Origin of the sequence: Pseudomonas sp. TMW22090 (assembly GCF_022496665.1) — a bacterium.
In the GTDB taxonomy this organism is placed as follows: Bacteria; Pseudomonadota; Gammaproteobacteria; order Pseudomonadales; family Pseudomonadaceae; genus Aquipseudomonas; species Aquipseudomonas gregormendelii.
Genome location: NZ_SCFH01000004.1, coordinates 189,102 through 206,351 on the forward strand (window position 1 = coordinate 189,102; position 17,250 = coordinate 206,351).

The 17,250-nt window shown below is 60.8% G+C and carries 21 protein-coding genes; 11 read left to right on the forward strand and 10 right to left on the reverse strand.

The window, feature by feature from the left end:
* Entirely contained in the window at positions 1-459 is a 459-nt protein-coding gene (locus EQV97_RS13385; protein WP_240889060.1) for a GNAT family N-acetyltransferase, read from the reverse strand.
* Positions 460-588: 129 nt separating this feature from the next.
* Between EQV97_RS13385 and EQV97_RS13390 the strand changes: the two genes are divergently transcribed.
* Positions 589-981, forward strand: coding sequence for a hypothetical protein (locus EQV97_RS13390; protein ID WP_122839219.1), 393 nt, complete (start codon positions 589-591; stop codon positions 979-981).
* A 197-nt stretch (positions 982-1,178) separates the two neighbouring features.
* Here the strand turns inward: EQV97_RS13390 and EQV97_RS13395 are convergent, their stop codons facing one another.
* From EQV97_RS13395 to EQV97_RS13430, 8 genes are all read right to left on the reverse strand, one after another.
* Positions 1,179-1,919 carry a TorF family putative porin gene (locus EQV97_RS13395; protein ID WP_122839220.1) on the reverse strand — a complete coding sequence of 247 codons (741 nt, stop codon included), beginning with the start codon at positions 1,917-1,919 and terminating at the stop codon, positions 1,179-1,181.
* A 106-nt stretch (positions 1,920-2,025) separates the two neighbouring features.
* Positions 2,026-3,768, reverse strand: coding sequence for an amidohydrolase (locus EQV97_RS13400; RefSeq protein ID WP_240889061.1), 1,743 nt, complete (start codon positions 3,766-3,768; stop codon positions 2,026-2,028).
* 21 nt (positions 3,769-3,789) lie between these two features.
* The gene (locus EQV97_RS13405; RefSeq protein WP_240889062.1) at positions 3,790-5,658 is read right to left on the reverse strand and encodes an amidohydrolase; all 1,869 of its coding nucleotides are present in this window, start codon (positions 5,656-5,658) and stop codon (positions 3,790-3,792) included.
* Between the two features lie 164 nt (positions 5,659-5,822).
* Entirely contained in the window at positions 5,823-6,842 is a 1,020-nt protein-coding gene (locus tag EQV97_RS13410) for a helix-turn-helix transcriptional regulator (protein WP_240889063.1), read from the reverse strand.
* On the reverse strand, positions 6,794-7,945 hold the full coding sequence (locus EQV97_RS13415; protein WP_240889064.1) for a sterol desaturase family protein: 1,152 nt from the start codon (positions 7,943-7,945) through the stop codon (positions 6,794-6,796). The genes EQV97_RS13410 and EQV97_RS13415 overlap by 49 nt, the downstream gene beginning before the upstream one ends.
* A 72-nt stretch (positions 7,946-8,017) precedes the next feature.
* Positions 8,018-8,551, reverse strand: a complete 534-nt coding sequence (locus tag EQV97_RS13420; protein WP_240889065.1) for a cysteine hydrolase family protein — start codon at positions 8,549-8,551, stop codon at positions 8,018-8,020.
* Positions 8,552-8,620: 69 nt separating this feature from the next.
* Positions 8,621-10,348 (reverse strand): gamma-glutamyltransferase, encoded by a 1,728-nt coding sequence (ggt, locus tag EQV97_RS13425; protein WP_240889066.1) that lies wholly within the window; start codon positions 10,346-10,348, stop codon positions 8,621-8,623.
* Between the two features lie 178 nt (positions 10,349-10,526).
* Positions 10,527-10,973: a hemerythrin domain-containing protein gene (locus EQV97_RS13430; RefSeq protein WP_240889067.1), complete on the reverse strand. Its 447-nt coding sequence runs from the start codon at positions 10,971-10,973 to the stop codon at positions 10,527-10,529.
* Between the two features lie 148 nt (positions 10,974-11,121).
* Here EQV97_RS13430 and EQV97_RS13435 point away from each other — a divergent pair, with 148 nt between their 5' ends.
* A complete protein-coding gene (locus EQV97_RS13435; RefSeq protein ID WP_225568595.1) occupies positions 11,122-11,550 on the forward strand; it encodes a GNAT family N-acetyltransferase in 429 nt (142 codons plus the stop codon).
* Positions 11,551-11,626: 76 nt separating this feature from the next.
* Here EQV97_RS13435 and EQV97_RS13440 read toward each other — a convergent pair whose 3' ends face one another.
* Positions 11,627-11,977, reverse strand: coding sequence for a hypothetical protein (locus EQV97_RS13440; protein ID WP_240889068.1), 351 nt, complete (start codon positions 11,975-11,977; stop codon positions 11,627-11,629).
* A 159-nt stretch (positions 11,978-12,136) separates the two neighbouring features.
* Between EQV97_RS13440 and EQV97_RS13445 the strand changes: the two genes are divergently transcribed.
* The 9 genes from EQV97_RS13445 (at position 12,137) to EQV97_RS13485 (ending at position 17,167) form a co-directional block, all read left to right on the forward strand.
* Positions 12,137-12,385: a hypothetical protein gene (locus EQV97_RS13445; protein ID WP_045062247.1), complete on the forward strand. Its 249-nt coding sequence runs from the start codon at positions 12,137-12,139 to the stop codon at positions 12,383-12,385.
* A gap of 20 nt (positions 12,386-12,405) precedes the next feature.
* Positions 12,406-12,735 carry a DUF6388 family protein gene (locus EQV97_RS13450; RefSeq protein WP_225568597.1) on the forward strand — a complete coding sequence of 110 codons (330 nt, stop codon included), beginning with the start codon at positions 12,406-12,408 and terminating at the stop codon, positions 12,733-12,735.
* Positions 12,736-12,761: 26 nt separating this feature from the next.
* On the forward strand, positions 12,762-13,466 hold the full coding sequence (locus EQV97_RS13455; RefSeq protein ID WP_122839230.1) for a YoaK family protein: 705 nt from the start codon (positions 12,762-12,764) through the stop codon (positions 13,464-13,466).
* A 238-nt stretch (positions 13,467-13,704) separates the two neighbouring features.
* Positions 13,705-14,094: a sulfurtransferase complex subunit TusD gene (gene tusD / locus EQV97_RS13460; RefSeq protein WP_240889069.1), complete on the forward strand. Its 390-nt coding sequence runs from the start codon at positions 13,705-13,707 to the stop codon at positions 14,092-14,094.
* A gap of 1 nt (position 14,095) precedes the next feature.
* Positions 14,096-14,452 carry a sulfurtransferase complex subunit TusC gene (gene tusC, locus EQV97_RS13465; RefSeq protein ID WP_240889070.1) on the forward strand — a complete coding sequence of 119 codons (357 nt, stop codon included), beginning with the start codon at positions 14,096-14,098 and terminating at the stop codon, positions 14,450-14,452.
* Positions 14,452-14,745, forward strand: coding sequence for a sulfurtransferase complex subunit TusB (tusB, locus tag EQV97_RS13470; protein ID WP_122839232.1), 294 nt, complete (start codon positions 14,452-14,454; stop codon positions 14,743-14,745). Before tusC ends, tusB begins: the two co-directional genes overlap by 1 nt.
* Entirely contained in the window at positions 14,742-15,077 is a 336-nt protein-coding gene (locus tag EQV97_RS13475) for a TusE/DsrC/DsvC family sulfur relay protein (RefSeq protein WP_122839233.1), read from the forward strand. The genes tusB and EQV97_RS13475 overlap by 4 nt, the downstream gene beginning before the upstream one ends.
* Positions 15,074-16,075, forward strand: coding sequence for a glycosyl transferase family protein (locus EQV97_RS13480; RefSeq protein ID WP_240889071.1), 1,002 nt, complete (start codon positions 15,074-15,076; stop codon positions 16,073-16,075). The genes EQV97_RS13475 and EQV97_RS13480 overlap by 4 nt, the downstream gene beginning before the upstream one ends.
* A gap of 90 nt (positions 16,076-16,165) precedes the next feature.
* The gene (locus EQV97_RS13485; protein WP_240889072.1) at positions 16,166-17,167 is read left to right on the forward strand and encodes a glutathione S-transferase family protein; all 1,002 of its coding nucleotides are present in this window, start codon (positions 16,166-16,168) and stop codon (positions 17,165-17,167) included.
* Positions 17,168-17,250: the final 83 nt, after the last annotated feature.

Genomic DNA, 17,250 nt, shown 5'->3' on the forward strand with positions numbered 1-17,250 from the left:
TCAGCGCTGCTGCAAATCGAGGCAGTAGGTGTAGTAGCCACTGTCGCGCACGTAGCCCAGCGACTCGTACAAGCGCTGGGCGTTGAAATTGTCGGTAGCGGTTTCCAGCACCATGCCTTTGCCGCCCGACAACACGGCAAAGGAGCGTGCCGTATTCATCAGCAAAGTCCCGACTCCGCGACCGCGGGCATTGGCCGTGGTGAACAGGTCCCCGAGCAGCCACGTACGGTGCGCGTCGATGGAGGAAAAGGTCGGGAACAGCTGGACAAATCCCAGCGCCTCGCCTGTGTCGTCCTGGGCAAGGAAAATCACCGACTCGTCCCGGGCGATACGCTCGGCGATAAAAGCGCGCGACTGCGCCAGGTTCGAAGGTTGGCGGTAGAAAACGCGATAGGCGTCAAACAACGGAGCGATGAGGTCGAGGTGACTGGCGTCGGCGCGCAAGGCGTGTAGGGACATGGAGGACTGTCTCCGTGGGGTGGGATTGCGGTATTGTTGGTAGGCAAGGATAGATCAAAAGATCGCAGCCTCGTTTTACTCGGCAGCTCCCACAGCTCCTACGGCTCCCCCTCTTGAAATGGACCTCAAATGAAAACTGACTGGCAACAGATCCGCGACATGATGAACACTGTCATCGACAGCTGCGAACAGCTGGAAGCAGCAGGCCTCAGAGAAGAACACCGCGCCGCGACCGTGCACGTCAACGGCGTCGATTGTTCAGTCCAGGAGTTTCTGATCAGTGCCTGGACCTTGCCGGAAAACATCCGCTACCAGATCATTCGCGAACGCCACGAAACCAGGGATGACCTCCCCTATGTGCCGGAGGCGGCGCGGATCCTGATCGCAATGGCGCAGGCCTGTGCGGAACTGGTGGGGGCCCGTGACAGTGCGCCGGCGAAGACTGCCATTGAAGGCATGAATCATTGGTACAAGGCTTATGCGGTGCCTCATATGACGGCTGCGATCAAAGGCGCAGGGTAACGATAAAGCGCATTCTGGATGACCCCGGCGCCCTCGGCAACTTCGCGAGCAAGCCCGCGAAGCTAAAAATCCCTGCCCGCCACAGATACCCTGCAGGAGCTGCCAAGTGAAACGAGGCTGCAATCTTTTGATCTGGCCTTTCAGGGTCAAAGATCGCAGCCTCGTTCCTCGGCAGCTCCTACGAAGCGCCCGGCAACTCAGAACGTCTTGCTGACGCTCGCGACCACCGTGGCGGTGCACAGATCACCATAGCCGTACCAGCTGGCGCATTCGCTTTGCGACAGGTCGGTGTCGATGTAGCTCAGGCCCCAGGTAACGTCGACGAACTCCCGCGTGAGCTTGGCTTCCCATTCGTAGTAAGCGTCGCGGTTGTCGCCGCTGCCAGACCAGTAGGCCGGGTCCTTGACGTCGCCGCGACCCACGCGCAGGTCCAGCCCCACGTCAGCCGGCAACTCGATCTTGTAGGCGAGGTAGGTGTAGAGCGTGTCCTGGTCTTCACCAAACACGTTGGGCGTGTCGTTGGAGTAGTAAACGCCGAGTTTCACCCCATAGACGTCGAGAATCCCGTACACCTCACTGAAGTTGAACTGCCCTTCCTTCGGGTAGCTGTACTTGAGATAACCCAGGTCCAGGCTGATGGCGTCGGTCGTCTGCCAGTAGTAACCGGCGTAGTACTCGAGCTCCTGGCGGGTCTTGAACGGGCCGCCGAAATCCACGTTGGAAGTCCAGGCGCCGACGTACAGGCCGCTGCTGTGCACCAGCGTGGCGCCGGCCTGGATTGCCGGATCACCCAATGTCTGGGAAATCCCGCGGGTGCGGTAGTCGCTGAGGGCGGCCAGGCTCATGTCCAGGCTGAAGTTGTCGTCAAGGACCATGGCCTGGGACATCAAGGGTGACAGAGCCAGGCTGACAAGGGTGAGCAATGCGCGCGGGTTCATACGAGTCTCTTGTTTTTATGAGTGGCAGGAATATCGGGCGTGCGGCTGCCGAGCCCCTCGCGGTGAGAGGGGCCAGGCGGTTTTTTCGGGAGTGGTGAAGGAGCGGTCAGGACGCCGGGGTGTAGACCTCTTTGCCGGCGAAGAAGGTTTTCAACACCTGGGTGTCGAACAATTCTTCGTCGCTGACCTTGAATACGTCGCGGTCGAGGATGATCAGGTCGGCCTGTTTGCCGGGTAGCAGCGAGCCGATCTGTTTCTCCAGGCGCAAGGCTTTGGCGGCGTTGATCGTGTAGGCATAAAACATGCTTTGGCGATCGATGCTTTCATTGGCATTCAACACGCCCAGCGGACCCTTTCGGGTACTGGCCTGGGCGATGGCATTCCACGGGTTGGGGCTGGATACCGGCCAGTCACTGCCGCCGGCGATCAGCGCCCCTGCGTTATGCAACGACCGCGCAGGATACTGGTAGCCGTAGGCAAACGCGCTGATGTAAGGCTTGACCAGCTCCACGGTATAGCTCTCACCCGTGGCCCACAGTAATTGCATGGAAGCGATCACCCCCAGTTGCTTGAAGCGCGTAAATTCCTTCGGGTTGACCAGTTGCAGGTGGCTGATGCTGTGCGGCATGGGGGTCGGGTTGAGCTTGCGCGCATACTCAAAGCCATTGAGCGACTCACGCACCGCGCGGTCTCCGACAGCATGCATGTGCACGATCCAGTCCCGCTGCTCTGCGGCCACCACCAACTCGCCGAAGTGGGCGGGATCAATCAGCAGTTGACCGTCTTTGCCACTGTTCTTGAACGGCACGATCACTGCAGCCGTCTGGCCAGGGAACTCCAGCACGCCATCGGCAAAGACCTTGAGGCCCGCAAATGTCAGGTTGGGCACGCCGGCGAATTTCTGCACGACCTTGTCCAGCACTGCCAGGTCGGCCGGTTTGCTCTTCGGATTGGTCAGCAGTAACGCCGCTACATGCGCCGTGAGTTCGCCTTGTTCCGCCAGCTCGCGGTACAGCGGCAGCACGCCGTAGCTCTGCTCGGTGGCATTGAAATCGAACAGCGAGTCACCGCTGCCGGCGTTCGCCGCAGCGTCCATCCAGGCGGTAACGCCGTATTGATTGTTTACCCTGACAGCTTCGCGCGCCGCCTGCAGCATGACCTGCGGGGTGGGTGGCGGAATCTGGCTGCGGACCTGGTCCCAGCGCGATTCGGCAAAGTAACCGGTGGGGGTGAAATCCTTCTCGTGTCCCACGTAACTGCGCTCGGATTCCGACAGGCTCTCCACGAGTGCGGCGTCGATCTTCAGCCGCTTGAGCATGGCGTTGTTGGCCCAGCCGGTATGCCCGTCGATCCCGCTGAGCACCAATGGCTGATCGGCCCAGCGGCCCTGATTGAAGCGCAGACCGAGCTGCCGGCTGTTCTCCCAATAGGCCGAACTCACCCCGGCGATGCTGATCACATCACCGGCCCGGGCGCGTCCGGCCCGGTCCTGCTCGATGATCCATTGCTCAAGCTCCGGCAACGGCTTGACCTCGTCCAGCAACGTGGCGCCCATGCTGTCGAAGGCCGCCACTACCGGGTGGCTGTGAGTATCGATCATGCCGGGCATCAACACCTTGCCCCCCAGGTCGATGCGCCGGGTGCGCTCATCGGCCAGGGCGTTGATCTGGGCATCAGTGCCCACCTGAAGAATCTTGCCGTCTTGCACGGCCACGGCCTGCACCAGGCCCTGACCTGGTTCGGCGGTGAATACTTTGCCGTTGAACAACACCAGGTCGGCGGCAGCCATCGCATGCAGCGAGGTCATAGCCAGCGCGGCGGCCAACAGGTTGGGAAGAAATCGTTGCATGGGAATGCTCTCTGGTTTTTTTTATTGAGCGGTCGGGGTGACCGAAGCCTGGGGCAACGCTTGCGGGTCAAGACCCACAAACGGCGCCTTGGCCCACACCACCTTGCCGCCGACGACAGTCAACAGCACTTCATTGCGGCCCAGTTCTGCTTCCGGCACCTGCATGAAGTTTCTCTTCAGGACGATCAGGTCGGCGAACTTGCCGACTTCAAGCGAGCCGGTGACGGCCTCCAGCTTCAGCTGTTGGGCGGCATTGAAGGTGATGGCCCGCAGCACTTCGCTGCGCGACAGCGCCGGGTCGCCATTGAGTTTGCCGGCATACTCGGGCCCATAGCTGTGGGGGTTCAGCGGATCGCCGGCGCGGGTCACGCCAATTTTCAGCGCGAGGAACTCGTCGAGCGGATCGACCGGCCAGTCGCTACCATAGGCAATGCGCCCACCGGCGTTGGCAATGCTGCCCGACGGTTCCATGCGGGCAAAACGTGCCGGCCCCAAATGTTCGTTGGTGCCGTCAATGGTGGACGGCGCCTGCTGGGCCCACTGGAAGGACATGGTTGCCGTCACATCGAGTGCCTTGAAGCGCGGGTAGTCGGCGGGGTCAACCGATTCTGCGTGGGCGATGGCAGGCCGAAAGTCGCTGCCAGGCAGCTGACGGCGCACGTATTCGACACTGTCGAGCGAGGCGCGCACTGCCCGTTCGCCGGTAGCATGCAGATGTGGATCAAGTCCGGCCTGGACAGCCCTGAGCAACAGCGGGTTGAGCGTCTGAGACGGGAAATACAACTCGCCAAGATTCTTGCCGGGCGTCCACTGGGGGGCCTTCTCGGTCCCGCTGTTTTCTAGATAGGGCGTCAGCATCGCGCCGGTGTCCGCAGGCGCATTGATGATCCCGTCCATGAACAATTTGACGTGACGCATGCTCACACCAGGAGCCGGTTGAGCCTCGCCCTGGTCATAGGTGGCGGCCAGAGCCTTCGCTTCGGCGATGGTCTTCGCCGGGTCCGCTGCGGCGGCGGCCGGGTCCAGTTTGATGGCCAGCAGCGCTCGGGAAGTCAGCTCGCCCGACTGCTGCAGTTGAGTAAATGCCTTGGCGCTTTCAGCACCCGACAAGGCATCGAAGAAACTGGTGATGCCTTGCTGGCGCATGGCGTCGAGTGCGGCGCGAGTCTGGATCAACTTCTGTGCATCGCTTGCCGGAGGCACTACGGCGGCCATCGATTCGGCGGCGCCGTCTTCGCAGATGCCAGTTGGATTGCCGGCGCTGTCACGGGCGTACTTGCCGTCGCCGGGATCAACAGTCTCCTTACCGATGCCGGCGATCGCCAGGCCGCGTGAGTTAACCAGCACGGTATGGAAATCGCTGGAGCGTACCTGGATGGGACGTTTGGTCCTGAGGGCGTCCAGCGTCGACTTGTCCGGGTCGCCATCGAGCCCGTCCATGCCCATGCGGTCCCAGCTACCGACTTCCAGCCAGACATCCGGCCCTTTGTCCGGCTCGGCATCCAGGCAGGCCTGAATCCGTTCCTGGAATACTTTGCGGGTCATGGTCTGGTATTTCAGGTCGCATAAGGTCATCGCCCGGCCACCGTCACCCGGGTGCATGTGCGCGTCGATGAAGCCGGGCATCAGCATGCGCCCGGCCAGGTCGACCTGCCGGGTCTGCGGACCGACAAAGGCGGCCACCCCGGCCTCGCTGCCGACGTAGACGATCTTGCCCGCCGTTACCGCAATCGCCTGCTGCACAGAATTCTGACCGTCGACGGTGTAGACATAACCGTTGCGCATGACCATATCGGCGGCGTTGGAGCCTTGGGTCTGACACCCCACCAGCGACATCAAGGAAAATGCCGTCGCCGTTGTCACTGCGATACCCAGCCTGGAGAATTTCACGTGTCCCACCTCTGTTTTTATAGTTTTTAAAGCGCCCGTTCAGACTGCCGTGCTCGCCCCGTAATGCAGGAGCTACCCTATAGGGCGCGGCGTTTGAATGGACCTCTACAAATGAGGAGGGTGAGGGAAATACTTGTGGATGCAGCACGTCTCAACAGAATCTGTTACCCGGATTTGGCCAGAGGGTTCGCAGAGGGGGAGCGCAGTGCCGACCCCAGTTCGACCTTGCTTTTCACCCCAAGCTGCACATAGCAGTTGCGCAGGTAGGTGCGCACGGTGGCCGGGCTCAACGCGAGGATTTTGGCGATTTCCTTGTAGGAATGGCCGGCGGCAAACAACATCGCTGCGGTGCGCTCCCGGGGTGCGAGCATCACCCCGCGTGACAAGGTTTCCAGGGAAAGGATCACATGCTCGCTGTTAGGCGAAAGTGTCAGGGCGCAGCGCCCCAGGCGCATCACGCACGGCGCTTTGGCTAACTGGACAATCACCTCGGGCGGCAGCGTCGAACCGTCCCACTGAGGCAATTCGCGCTGGATGGCCACACCCAGGGCAGCGCCTATATACAGCAGGCTGCCATCCATGCGGGCGACGCCGAAGTCGCTTGCTCCATTCCCCGTGTCAACGCGAATCATGTCCTGCACCTGGAACCGCCACAGCTGCAGCAGATGATCGCAAAAGGCGCTGAACAAACCGGCCGCGTCCTGTTCGAACGCGCACTCATGCTGGCCGCGATACAGGCACACGAAGAACATTAACCCGCTTTCGGGTAGCTCAAAGGTGATGCACATCGCATGGAACAGATCGTGGCGCCGGGCAAAGGCACTCACGCCTTCGTCCAGATCGTCATAACCGCTTTCGCGCACCACGGTACCGGACTTGCTTAAAGTGTCATGGGAAAAACTGTCCGCATCGGCGCCCTTGTGCCATTCGACGGCAAAGGATTCAGGCAGGTCGATTCGCCCGTGCATCCAGCTTTTCGGAGGAATATTGACGCCCGACACTGACATCTCCCCCCACCAGGCCGACGCAAAGGGCACCAGTGAGCGAAACGCCTGCAGGCCATCTTCGATGAATCGGGTTGAGCGATGATCCCGGGCCAGCCGACCCAGTTCCAGCACGCAAAGATTGAACGCCTTTAGCGTTGCCATCGATACCTTGGCGTCGACCTCGTCCCCCTCCTCCATTGGTTTTTATCCTGATCATTGCACAACGTTTTGATTTGACGATGCCATAGGCGTGGCGGTTGCGTCCAGTTCATGACGAGCTGACGCAGGCGACGGGTTTGCGCCCACGGCCTGAGCGTGCCTATCTTGCTGGCGATTTCGCGGAAGGGCATTACGATCAGGTCGCCGAGCGTGTGGTAACGCTCAGGACCCTGGCCGGCGATACCGAACTGCAGCGACTCAGGCTTGGACGTAGTGACATAGAGCGTGCCAAACATCCAGTCCCACAGGGACAGGTTGACGCCAAAATTCCTGTCGAAATGGCGCGGCGCATCGCTGTGATGAATCTGGTGCTGGGCCGGGCTGTTGAGCACATGCTCGATGGCTGGGCCGAACGATAACCACACGTGGCTGTGGCGCAGGTTCGCCGCCAGCCCGTTGAGGATGAACACCAGGTAGGTCACGCCGAACAGGGTGTAGCGGCTGACCTCGCCGCCACAGGCATACCAGAATACGCCGGCATAGGCGCCGACCATCACGCTGATGGAGAGCTTTTCCACCACCTTCTCCAGGAAATGCACGCGGCTGGCTGTCGCCGGCACCAATACCTGTGCCGAATGGTGGACCTTGTGGAACGCCCAGAGCCAGCGCGTATGAAAGGCGCGGTGGGTCCAGTAATGGGTGAAGTCTCGCGCCAGGAAAACACCCAGTCCGTACAGCAATGACAGGCCGAGGTGTTGCTGCACTTGCACGCGAGCCCCCCACAGGTTGGTGAAAAAACCAACGTAGTCGGCCGGGCGCAGGATGTGCGGGTCAACGATGCCGACGAGCGGCAGCACCAGGGCGACCTTGAGGATGGCGCGCACAAAGTAGTAGCGGTAATCCAGTAATGCAGAGGGGTGGAAATGGACCTTGCCGGCGCCGATGAATTGCCAGAACGATGAAGCGTCAGTCAAACCGCGACGCCTGCGGTAACGAAAAAGGCTGTAGGCGACCGAGTAGGACACGCCAAGGAACAACAGACCAAAGCGGCCATTGAGGTCAAAGATGCCAACGAACTGATGGGCGACCGGCTCGATCACCCACGCCATCAGGTAGCCAGAGAGAAGTGCGACAACTTCCACGACAGATTCGCCTCATGCCAGGGAAGGACGTGGGTTGGTGGAACAGGCGATAAGTGTAGCCGTGGTTCGGCGTTAAAGTTTGATTTCGTTGGCCGCTGTTATATCGATCCGGCCTACCGGGCCGGTCAGGTGGGCCAGGGTTTTGTTGTGTTCGGCAATGATGTCTTCGGCGGTGGTATTGCCGTTATCGACCGTGGAATGCGCGTCGCCGGCGAGTACCACGTCGTAGCCCAGGGCATGCGCCTGGCGGACGGTGGCGTTTACGCAATAGTCGGTTTGCAGGCCGCAGATGATCAGGCGGTCAACCTCACGCTCCAGCAGCAACGCTTCAAGTGGGGTCTGGTAGAAGGAGTCCCCGGTGGTCTTGCCTATTCGCAGGTCCTCGGGCGAAGTGTCCAGTCCCTTGGCGAGTTGCCAGCCCTCGGAGCCATGTTGCAGCAAGTCGCCCTTTTCGTGGTGCTGGATGAGCACGACCGGGATGCTGGCGGCCCTTGCCCTGGCGCTGAGCGTGTTAATGTTGGCAATCACCCGTTGAATATCGAAGCATTGGTACTGGCCGGTGCACAAGGCGTGCTGTACGTCGACGATCAGCAGTGCGGTGGTCATGATTGTCCTTCCTTGAGTGGGTGGTGCGGGGGAACAGAAAATAGATCTGTCCCCCTTTAAATACAACCTTCAATAGCCAAGTGACAGGCCGGTATTGCGCCGCGGGTCGTTGGCTCCGTAGAAGCGGTTCTTGCCAACCGGCTTGCCCTCAAGCGAAGGCGCGCCGACCAGAATCGCCGCGACGTGGTTGGCATCCTGGGGCCCGGCGAATTTGTGGCCCATGCTTTCGAGCATCTTCACCGTGTCGGGACTGGTGGTGAAGGTTTCCAGGTTGGTTTCTTCCGGCAGCCATTGCTGATGGAAACGCGGGGCATCCACCGCTTCCTGGATGTTCATCCCGTAGTCGATCACGTTGAGGATTGTCAGCAGTGTCGCGGTAATGATGCGGCTGCCCCCGGGAGTGCCGACGACCATCACCACCTTGCCGTCCTTGGTCACGATGGTCGGGCTCATCGACGACAGCGGCGCCTTGCCGGGAGCGATGACATTGGCCTCGCCCTGCACCAGGCCATACATGTTCGGTACGCCGATCTTCGAGGTGAAGTCGTCCATTTCGTCGTTGAGGATGACCCCGGTCTTGCTGGCCATGACGCCGGCGCCAAACCAGTCGTTGAGGGTGTAGGTCACCGACACCGCATTGCCCCATTTATCGACGATCGAGTAATGGGTGGTGTTGCTGCCTTCATGGGGCGCAACGCCGGGCTTGATCTCGCGCGACACGCCAGCCTTTTTCGGGTCGATGGCGGCGCGGATTTTGGTCGCGTAGTTCTTGTCCAGCAGGTGTTCGATGGGATTTTTCACGAAATCCGGATCGCCGAGGTAGCTGTTGCGGTCGACATAGGCGTGGCGCATGGCTTCGATCTGGTAGTGCATGCCCTGGGCCGAACGGTAACCCAGGTCTTTCATCGGGTAGCCGTCAAGGATATTCATGATCTCGCAGATCACCACGCCGCCGGAACTTGGCGGTGGCGCCGAGACCACGTGATAACCCCGGTAGTCGCACTCTACGGGTGCCAGTTCCCTGGTCTTGTATTTGTCGAGGTCGGCCTGGGTAATGATGCCCTTGTTGGCCTGGCTGGACGTGACAATAGCGTCGGCAACCCAGCCTTTGTAAAAACCGTCGGCGCCCTTCTCGGAAATTTCCCGCAGGGTTTTGCCCAGGTCCTTTTGCACCAGTTTCTGCCCGACCTGCATCGGCTCGCCGTTGCTCAGGAAGATCGAGCCGGAATCCTTCATGTCTTTTTTGAACACGTCCGTGGCGTATTCCAGCAGCTCGACATCGCCCTGCTGCAGCTCAAAACCGTCTTCAGCGAGCTTGATCGCCGGGGCGATCACTTCCTTGCGCGGCTTGGTGCCGTACTTCGACAAGGCCAACTCCATGCCCGACACGGTGCCCGGAATGCCAACTGCCAGGTGGCCTCGGGTACTGAGGTCCGGAACGACATTGCCTTCTTTATCCAGATACATGTCGGCAGTGGCGGCCAGCGGGGCTTTTTCACGGAAGTCGAGGAAGGTCTTGCGTCCGTCGGCCAGCTGGATGGTCATGAAACCACCACCGCCAAGGTTGCCCGCTGCGGGATAGACCACTGCCAGCGCATAGCCGACTGCGACGGCAGCATCGACGGCGTTGCCACCGTTCTTGAGCACATCGACACCCACATGGCTGGCCAGGTGTTGGGCGGTGACGACCATGCCGTTTTCGGCGGCGACCGGGGCCACTGAGGCCGCATAAGCAGACAGGCAACTGAGCGCCAGGGAGGTCGCTATCAGCGATTTGGCCAAAGGTTCGAACTTCATGATTCAGTCTCTTTTTGTTTTCAGTTTCGGGGGACAAACAGAGTGAACGCTTCAAGAGCAGTACGAAGTATGGTCGCGATTGCGTATTGCGCCTCCCCGGCGCTGCATTGTCCTTCACCGGTCGCAATCCCCGGCGCTCCCCCGGGGTTGCGTGCGAAATTCGAGGCGAAGAAGCCCTTCAGGACGCCTGAGCGAGCTGCTCGTCGAACTCCTTCAAGTACTGCCCTGCCAGCGTCTCTTTCTGCTTGTCGCTCAGCAATTTGCCGGCCATCTGGAAGAACTTCTGCTCCTCCTCTTTCAAGTGGTGATGGACCTTCTCGGACAATTTCTTCGCCGTGGCCAGCCAGGACGGGCTGGACATCTCGGTCTCGTCGAGGGTTTCCATCATCTCGTCCATCTCGTGGTGCTCGGAAATGGCGTGACGGCTGAGGTCAACGCCATTGTCGAACTCCATCAACGGGATGTAGAAATGCCGCTCCTCGGCGGTTTCGTGTGCCTGCAGCTCCGACTTCAGGCGCTGGTAGGCCTCGGCACGCTCCGGGGTATCGCCACTGGTCTGGATCAGCGCGTCGGCATAGGTACGTTGACGGTCATGGCTTTCGCGCAAGGCTTCAAAAATATTCACGGTGGTTCCTCATCGGCGGCGTTCTCGAATGACGCTGTTAAGGCTAGACATTTGCGCTTGCGCGACAGTTCCACGCCAGGGCTGGATCAAACCGCACGCGTCGCGGTACGCTGCTGCCGATTCACTCATGGCCATAAGGATTTAGCTGATGACGCTGCACATAGAAGTCACGCAAGACCCCACTGAAGAGCAGCACCAGGCGATTCTCCTGCCGTTGCGCGCCTACAACGCCTCGAAGACGGGAGTTACGAAAGCGCAGCCGATCGCCTTGCTGGTGCGCGACGAGCACGACCAGGTTCTCGGCGGTTTGTACGGCAAGGTGTTTTACCAGTGGTTGTATATCGAATTGCTGTCGGTGCCGGAAAATGCCCGGGGACAGGGATTGGGCTCACGGCTGATGCAAATGGCCGAGGATCACGCCCGGGAGAAGGAATGCCTGGGGATCTGGCTCGACACCTTCGAGTTCCAGGCCCCGGGGTTCTACCGCAAGATGGGTTATAGCGAGTTCGGGCATATCGCCGATTACCCGCCGGGGCACAAGCGCTTCTTTTTCCAGAAGCGCCTGACCATCGCCTGACCCTCCAGGCGATACACAACCACCGTGTGGGGGCGAGCAGGCTCACTCACAGGTTGAAATGTGTAATTTCGTTGAATCAGAGGCAGGTTGCCAACGCAGCCAAGCGGCGCTTGGCCACAAAATCGTCCTGCTGGGCGTAATAGTTCAGCACAGTCCCCGACGCATCCGTGGTCACGTCCACGAACGACTCCGCAGCACGGGTGTAGACGGTCGACCCACCCTTCTCGCCCGGTTGCAGGTAGGCGCCCGCATCGACGCCGAACACCGCCTCGTCCTGCCAGGAAAACTGCACGCACTGGGCGACGACTTTTTCCGGTTTGTCCGACTTCAGGGTCTGGTACGGGGTTTTGGTCCGAGCATCGTTCATCACCGAGCCGGCGCAGCCCGCCAGCAGGGTAGCGGCCAGGGCCAGCAGCAGAATTCGCATTGCGTTCACTCATCAGGAAAAAGCCGACTGTATCATCCAGACAGGGCGTTTCATTCTGCTTTACTTCATTTATACCGCGACACCGCGAGACGATTCGCGCACCCTGTCGCGCCATAAACGTCCGATTGCCCGATTTGCGGGCCATTTTCTGGAAAGGTCATGACACCCAACGCCGAATACTACAAACCTACCGCCGAATACGCCGACAAGCTGATCAGCCAGATTGGCCAGACCCCGTCCTGGATCGCCAAGCGCATCGGTGTGACCGATAAGCGCATCCGCTACATCCTTGAAGGCGAACGCACCGTCAAGGGCGAGACCACGCCAATCCAGATGACCTACCCTGAGCAATTTGCCCTGGAGTGTCTGGCGGCAGCGGCCAAGGCCAGCAAGAAGCAGACTTCGTAATCCCTTGCCAAGGAGCGACCATGGCAGCAACCGAACAGCAACATGATCAGGCACTGAAGAAGTTTCTCGACGAGCGCCCTGAACTGCGCGTAGAACTCGACACCCTCAACCCTCTGCTGGCCCAGGCCAAGGGCGAGACCGCCGCGCAGTACCGCGAAGAACGGCTGCACGAGGCCTTCGAAGCCGAGGCCGAGCGCCTGGGTCTGTTTGCCTGGGAGTTGACGCTGCAATTGACCGCCGCGACTGAAGCGGACTATCAGGCGCAGCGCCTGGAAGTTCACCGCGAAGTGGCCGAGATGGCGGGCATGGACTGGTTGGAGTATTGCGAGTTATATGGGTTGGCCCACTAACCCATCACACAAGGATGCCTGCGCCGATGTTGCCATCGTCCTCCAGTAACCGAGCCAGCGACGGCCATCTGCACGCCCGCAAATGGCGTGGTCGCATCGGCCTGTCGCTGGTCGCCAGCCTCTCGGTGCTCGCCGGCATGACCGATGCCATTGGCTTCATGGCCAGTGGCGATTTCGTCTCGTTCATGAGCGGCAACACCACCCGCCTCGCCGTGGCCATCAGTGACGGCGATCTGGGCCTGACCTTGCGCCTGGTGATCCTGGTCGCCACCTTCGTCGTCGGCAATGCCCTGGGAATTGTTGTCAGCCGTGTTGGCGGCCGCCGGGCGCTGCCGTTATTACTGTGCATCGCCATGCTGCTGTGCGGTGCGGCGGCCTGGCCATATGCAGATCAGCTGCCCGCCCTGCTCGCGGCGATCATCGCCATGGGCATGCTCAATGCGGCCGTGGAAGAGGTCAATGGCCTGCCGGTCGGGCTCACCTACGTGACTGGCGCCCTCTCGCGGTTTGGTCGTGGACTGGGCCGATGGATGCTGGGCGAACGGCGCAATGGCTGGCGAGTGCAGTTGATCCCGTGGACCGGGATGTTCGCCGGCGCGGTGCTGGGTGCCCTCCTGGAGCATCATCTGGGGCTCAAGGCGCTGTTTGTCAGCGGGCTGCTGGCGGGGGTAATCGGGGTGTTGTCGCTGAAGATTCCACGGCGTTGGCAGTTGGGGTATATGCCGCGGTAGATCCAAATATCGTGGTTGAGGCGCCGGCCGCTTTCGCGGGCAAGTCGAATCCTCGCACCGCCGCTCCCACAGCGTATTGGTGGTGAGCGCAGTATTTGTGGATGGCCGACACCTCTGTGGGAGCAAGGCTTGCCCGCGATGGCGTCTGCACACAGTGCCTCGGCCTCTACAGAAACCTACTTCGCCGCACAGCCGATAAAGCTTTATCATGCTCGCAGTTCCGCTGATCGAGTCCGTCATGAAGTTCGCCATCGCGCTGTTTTCCGCCGCCCAAGCGCCCTCCTCGCGCCGTGCCCTGTTGTTTGCCCAGGCCGCGCTGGCCGGGGGGCATGAGATTGTCCGGCTGTTTTTCTACCAGGACGGCGTCTATAACGCATCGACCAGTGTAGTGACTGCCCAGGATGAGCTGGACCTGCCCCGGCAATGGCGCGAACTCGTCGCCGACCATCAGCTCGACGGCGTGGTGTGCATCGCCGCCGCGCTGCGTCGCGGTGTGTTGAATGAGGAAGAAGCCAGTCGTTACCAGCGTTCGGTCGCGGTCGGTGCACCATGGGAGCTGTCCGGCCTCGGCCAGTTGCACGACGCGGTCCAGGACGCCGACCGCCTGATCTGTTTCGGAGGCGCGTAAAATGACCAAATCCTTGTTGATCATCAGCCGCCAGTCGCCCTGGTCCGGGCCGAGCGCACGGGAGGCGCTGGACATCGTGCTCGCCGGGGGCGCCTTCGACCTGCCCATCGGCCTGCTGTTTCTCGATGACGGAGTGTTCCAGCTCGCCACCGGACAGGACGCCAGGGCCCTGCAGCAGAAAGACCTCAGTGCCAATCTGCAAGCGCTGCCGATGTTCGGTGTAGAAGCGTTGTTCGTCTGTGCCGACAGTGCCGCCGCCCGGGGCCTGAGCAGTTTTGCGCTGGAAGAAGCCCAGGCGCTGGCCGCCCACGAAGTCACCGCACTTATTGACCGTTACGATCAGGTGATTACCCTCTGATGTCGACCTTGCACGTAGTGTCTCATTCCCCCTTCGGCGACGACCGCCTGACCAGTTGCCTGCGCATCATCGGAGCTGACGATGGGCTGCTGCTCTGTGGCGATGCGGTCCATGCCTTGCAACCGGGCACTGCCCCCTTCAACGCGCTGAGCACTCGCGCCCTGAAACTGTTCGTGCTGGCCGAAGACGTCCAGGCGCGGGCGGTGAACGTTCCGGACTGGGCCGCCAGCATCGACTACCCGGCCTTCGTTGAACTGTCTGTCCACTACGACAAGGTCAACAGCTGGTTATGAATGCGCTGACAGTCGGCGCCCGCGCCATCGAACTGGACAAGGACGGTTTCCTGGTTGAACTCAGCGACTGGTCCGCCGAAGTGGCCAGCGCCCTGGCCGCCGCCGAAGACATCGAGCTGGGCCCCGAACATTGGGAGATCCTCGACCTGTTGCGCAGTTTTTATGCCGAGTTCCAGTTGTCCCCGGCTACGCGACCGCTGATCAAGTACACCGCATTGAAGCTCGGCCCGGAAAAAGGCAACAGCCTGCACCTCAACCGACTGTTCAAAGGCACCCCTGCCAAACTCGCCGCGAAACTGGCGGGCCTGCCCAAACCGACGAATTGCTTATGACCGACTACCCAGCGCTGACCCTCGAAACCCCCGCCGAACACCCGTTCGCTCAGTTCGTGCGAATTCTCGGCAAGGGCAAGCGTGGTGCCCGCGACCTGACCCGGGACGAAGCTCGGGTCGCCATGGGCATGGTGCTCGACGATCAGGTCGAGGACACCCAGCTGGGCGCATTTCTGATGCTGTTGCGCCACAAGGAAGAAAGCGCCGAGGAAATGGCCGGTTTTACCGAAGCCTTGCGTGAGCGTTTGCAGGCGCCAGCGTTGAATGTTGACCTGGACTGGCCGACCTACGCCGGCAAAAAGCGCCACCTGCCGTGGTACCTGCTGGCGGCCAAGTGCCTGGCGCAAAACGGCGTGCGAATTTTCATGCATGGTGGCGGCGCGCACACGGCCGGCCGGCTGTACAGCGAGCAGTTGCTGCAACCATTGCAGATCCCGCTGTGCCGCACCTGGCAGCAGGTCGGTGCCGCGCTGGAGGATGGCGGCCTGGCGTTCATGCCGCTGGTGGACTGGGCGCCGCAACTTCAGCGCATGATCGACTTGCGCAACACCCTGGGCCTGCGTTCGCCGATCCATTCCCTGACCCGTATTCTCAACCCGCTGGGCGCGCGCTGCGGCCTGCAAAGTATTTTCCATCCCGGATACCAGGCGGTGCACCGCGATGCCAGCGGCCTGCTCGGCGACACCGCGATCGTGGTCAAGGGCGATGGTGGCGAAATCGAGATCAACCCGGACGCCGACAGCCACCTCTATGGCACTACCGGCGGTGTCAGCTGGGATGAGGAATGGCCACAGATGTCCAGCCAGCGGCACGTCAAACCGTCTGCACTGGACCCTGAACACTTGAAGGCTGTGTGGCGCGGCGACGTGGTCGACAGCTACCCGCAAATGGCCCTGATCTCGACCATGGCCCTGGCCTTGCGCGGCCTCGGCCAACCCCGGGAGCAGGCGTTCGAAACGGCCCGGCAGTACTGGGAAGCCCGGGACAGATCGATTTAACCGATAATAACCGCCCAACCTTTGCGCTTTTTGTTCGAACCTATCGGAATAGACTCCTCTCCAATGCTTATTGGTTGAGGAGTCTTGAACATGGGGTTGTTAGTTGAAGGTCGCTGGCATGACCAGTGGTACGAAAGCAGCAAAGACGGCGCATTCCAGCGCGAGCAGGCCCAGCGCCGCAACTGGGTGACCGCCGACGGCCAGCCCGGCCCCAGCGGTGTCGGTGGCTTTGCCGCCGAGGCCGGGCGCTATCATCTGTACGTTTCCCTTGCCTGTCCCTGGGCCCATCGCACGTTGATCCTGCGCAAACTCAAAGGCCTCGAAGGGCTCATCGACGTGTCGGTGGTCAGTTGGCTGATGCTGGAAAACGGCTGGACCTTCGACGAGAATCTCGGCTCCACCGGTGACAAGCTGGATCACTTTGATTTCATGCACCAGCGCTACACCGCCGATACCGCCAACTACACCGGTCGCGTCACGGTGCCGGTGCTCTGGGACAAGCAGCAGCGACGTATCGTCAGCAACGAATCGGCAGAAATTATTCGTATGTTCAACAGTGCGTTCGATGACCTGACCGGCAACGCCCTGGACTTTTACCCAGCGGCGCTGCGCAATGAGATCGATGGGCTGAACGAGCGAATTTATCCGGCAGTGAACAATGGCGTGTATCGCGCGGGCTTTGCCACGTCGCAGCAGGCCTACGAACAGGCATTCGACGAAGTGTTTGCGGAGCTGGACCGGCTGGAAGCGCTATTGGGTGCCAATCGCTACCTGGTGGGTGAGTACCTGACCGAAGCCGATGTTCGGCTGTTTACCACGTTGATTCGGTTTGATGCGGTTTATCATGGGCACTTCAAATGCAACCTGCGGCGGATCGCCGATTACCCGAACCTGTCGAACTGGTTGCGGGAAATGTATCAGTGGCCGGGGATTGCCGAGACAGTGGATTTCACCCACATCAAAAATCACTACTACGGCAGTCACAAGACCATCAACCCGACCGGGGTTGTGCCTAAGGGGCCGCAGCAGGATTTTACTGGCGGGCATGATCGAGCGCGGTTGAGTGGGAAAGGGGTCTGGCAGCAGCATTAAGATCAAAAGATCGCAGCCTTCGGCAGCGCCTACAGGGGATCGCATAATCCTGTAGGCGCTGCCGAAGGCTGCGATCTTTTTCA

Bases quoted from the DNA above. Each gene is read 5' to 3' on its own strand.
- EQV97_RS13395 (WP_122839220.1), bottom strand. From the start codon at position 1,919: ATGAACCCGCGCGCATTGCTCACCCTTGTCAGCCTGGCTCTGTCACCC.
- EQV97_RS13390 (WP_122839219.1), top strand. From the start codon at position 589: ATGAAAACTGACTGGCAACAGATCCGCGACATGATGAACACTGTCATC.
- EQV97_RS13410 (WP_240889063.1), bottom strand. From the start codon at position 6,842: ATGGAGGAGGGGGACGAGGTCGACGCCAAGGTATCGATGGCAACGCTA.
- ggt (WP_240889066.1), bottom strand. From the start codon at position 10,348: ATGAAGTTCGAACCTTTGGCCAAATCGCTGATAGCGACCTCCCTGGCG.
- EQV97_RS13445 (WP_045062247.1), top strand. From the start codon at position 12,137: ATGACACCCAACGCCGAATACTACAAACCTACCGCCGAATACGCCGAC.
- EQV97_RS13435 (WP_225568595.1), top strand. From the start codon at position 11,122: ATGACGCTGCACATAGAAGTCACGCAAGACCCCACTGAAGAGCAGCAC.
- tusB (WP_122839232.1), top strand. From the start codon at position 14,452: ATGTCGACCTTGCACGTAGTGTCTCATTCCCCCTTCGGCGACGACCGC.
- EQV97_RS13385 (WP_240889060.1), bottom strand. From the start codon at position 459: ATGTCCCTACACGCCTTGCGCGCCGACGCCAGTCACCTCGACCTCATC.
- tusD (WP_240889069.1), top strand. From the start codon at position 13,705: ATGAAGTTCGCCATCGCGCTGTTTTCCGCCGCCCAAGCGCCCTCCTCG.
- EQV97_RS13450 (WP_225568597.1), top strand. From the start codon at position 12,406: ATGGCAGCAACCGAACAGCAACATGATCAGGCACTGAAGAAGTTTCTC.
- EQV97_RS13400 (WP_240889061.1), bottom strand. From the start codon at position 3,768: ATGCAACGATTTCTTCCCAACCTGTTGGCCGCCGCGCTGGCTATGACC.
- EQV97_RS13420 (WP_240889065.1), bottom strand. From the start codon at position 8,551: ATGACCACCGCACTGCTGATCGTCGACGTACAGCACGCCTTGTGCACC.
- EQV97_RS13455 (WP_122839230.1), top strand. From the start codon at position 12,762: ATGTTGCCATCGTCCTCCAGTAACCGAGCCAGCGACGGCCATCTGCAC.
- EQV97_RS13440 (WP_240889068.1), bottom strand. From the start codon at position 11,977: ATGCGAATTCTGCTGCTGGCCCTGGCCGCTACCCTGCTGGCGGGCTGC.
- EQV97_RS13475 (WP_122839233.1), top strand. From the start codon at position 14,742: ATGAATGCGCTGACAGTCGGCGCCCGCGCCATCGAACTGGACAAGGAC.
- EQV97_RS13485 (WP_240889072.1), top strand. From the start codon at position 16,166: ATGGGGTTGTTAGTTGAAGGTCGCTGGCATGACCAGTGGTACGAAAGC.
- EQV97_RS13480 (WP_240889071.1), top strand. From the start codon at position 15,074: ATGACCGACTACCCAGCGCTGACCCTCGAAACCCCCGCCGAACACCCG.
- tusC (WP_240889070.1), top strand. From the start codon at position 14,096: ATGACCAAATCCTTGTTGATCATCAGCCGCCAGTCGCCCTGGTCCGGG.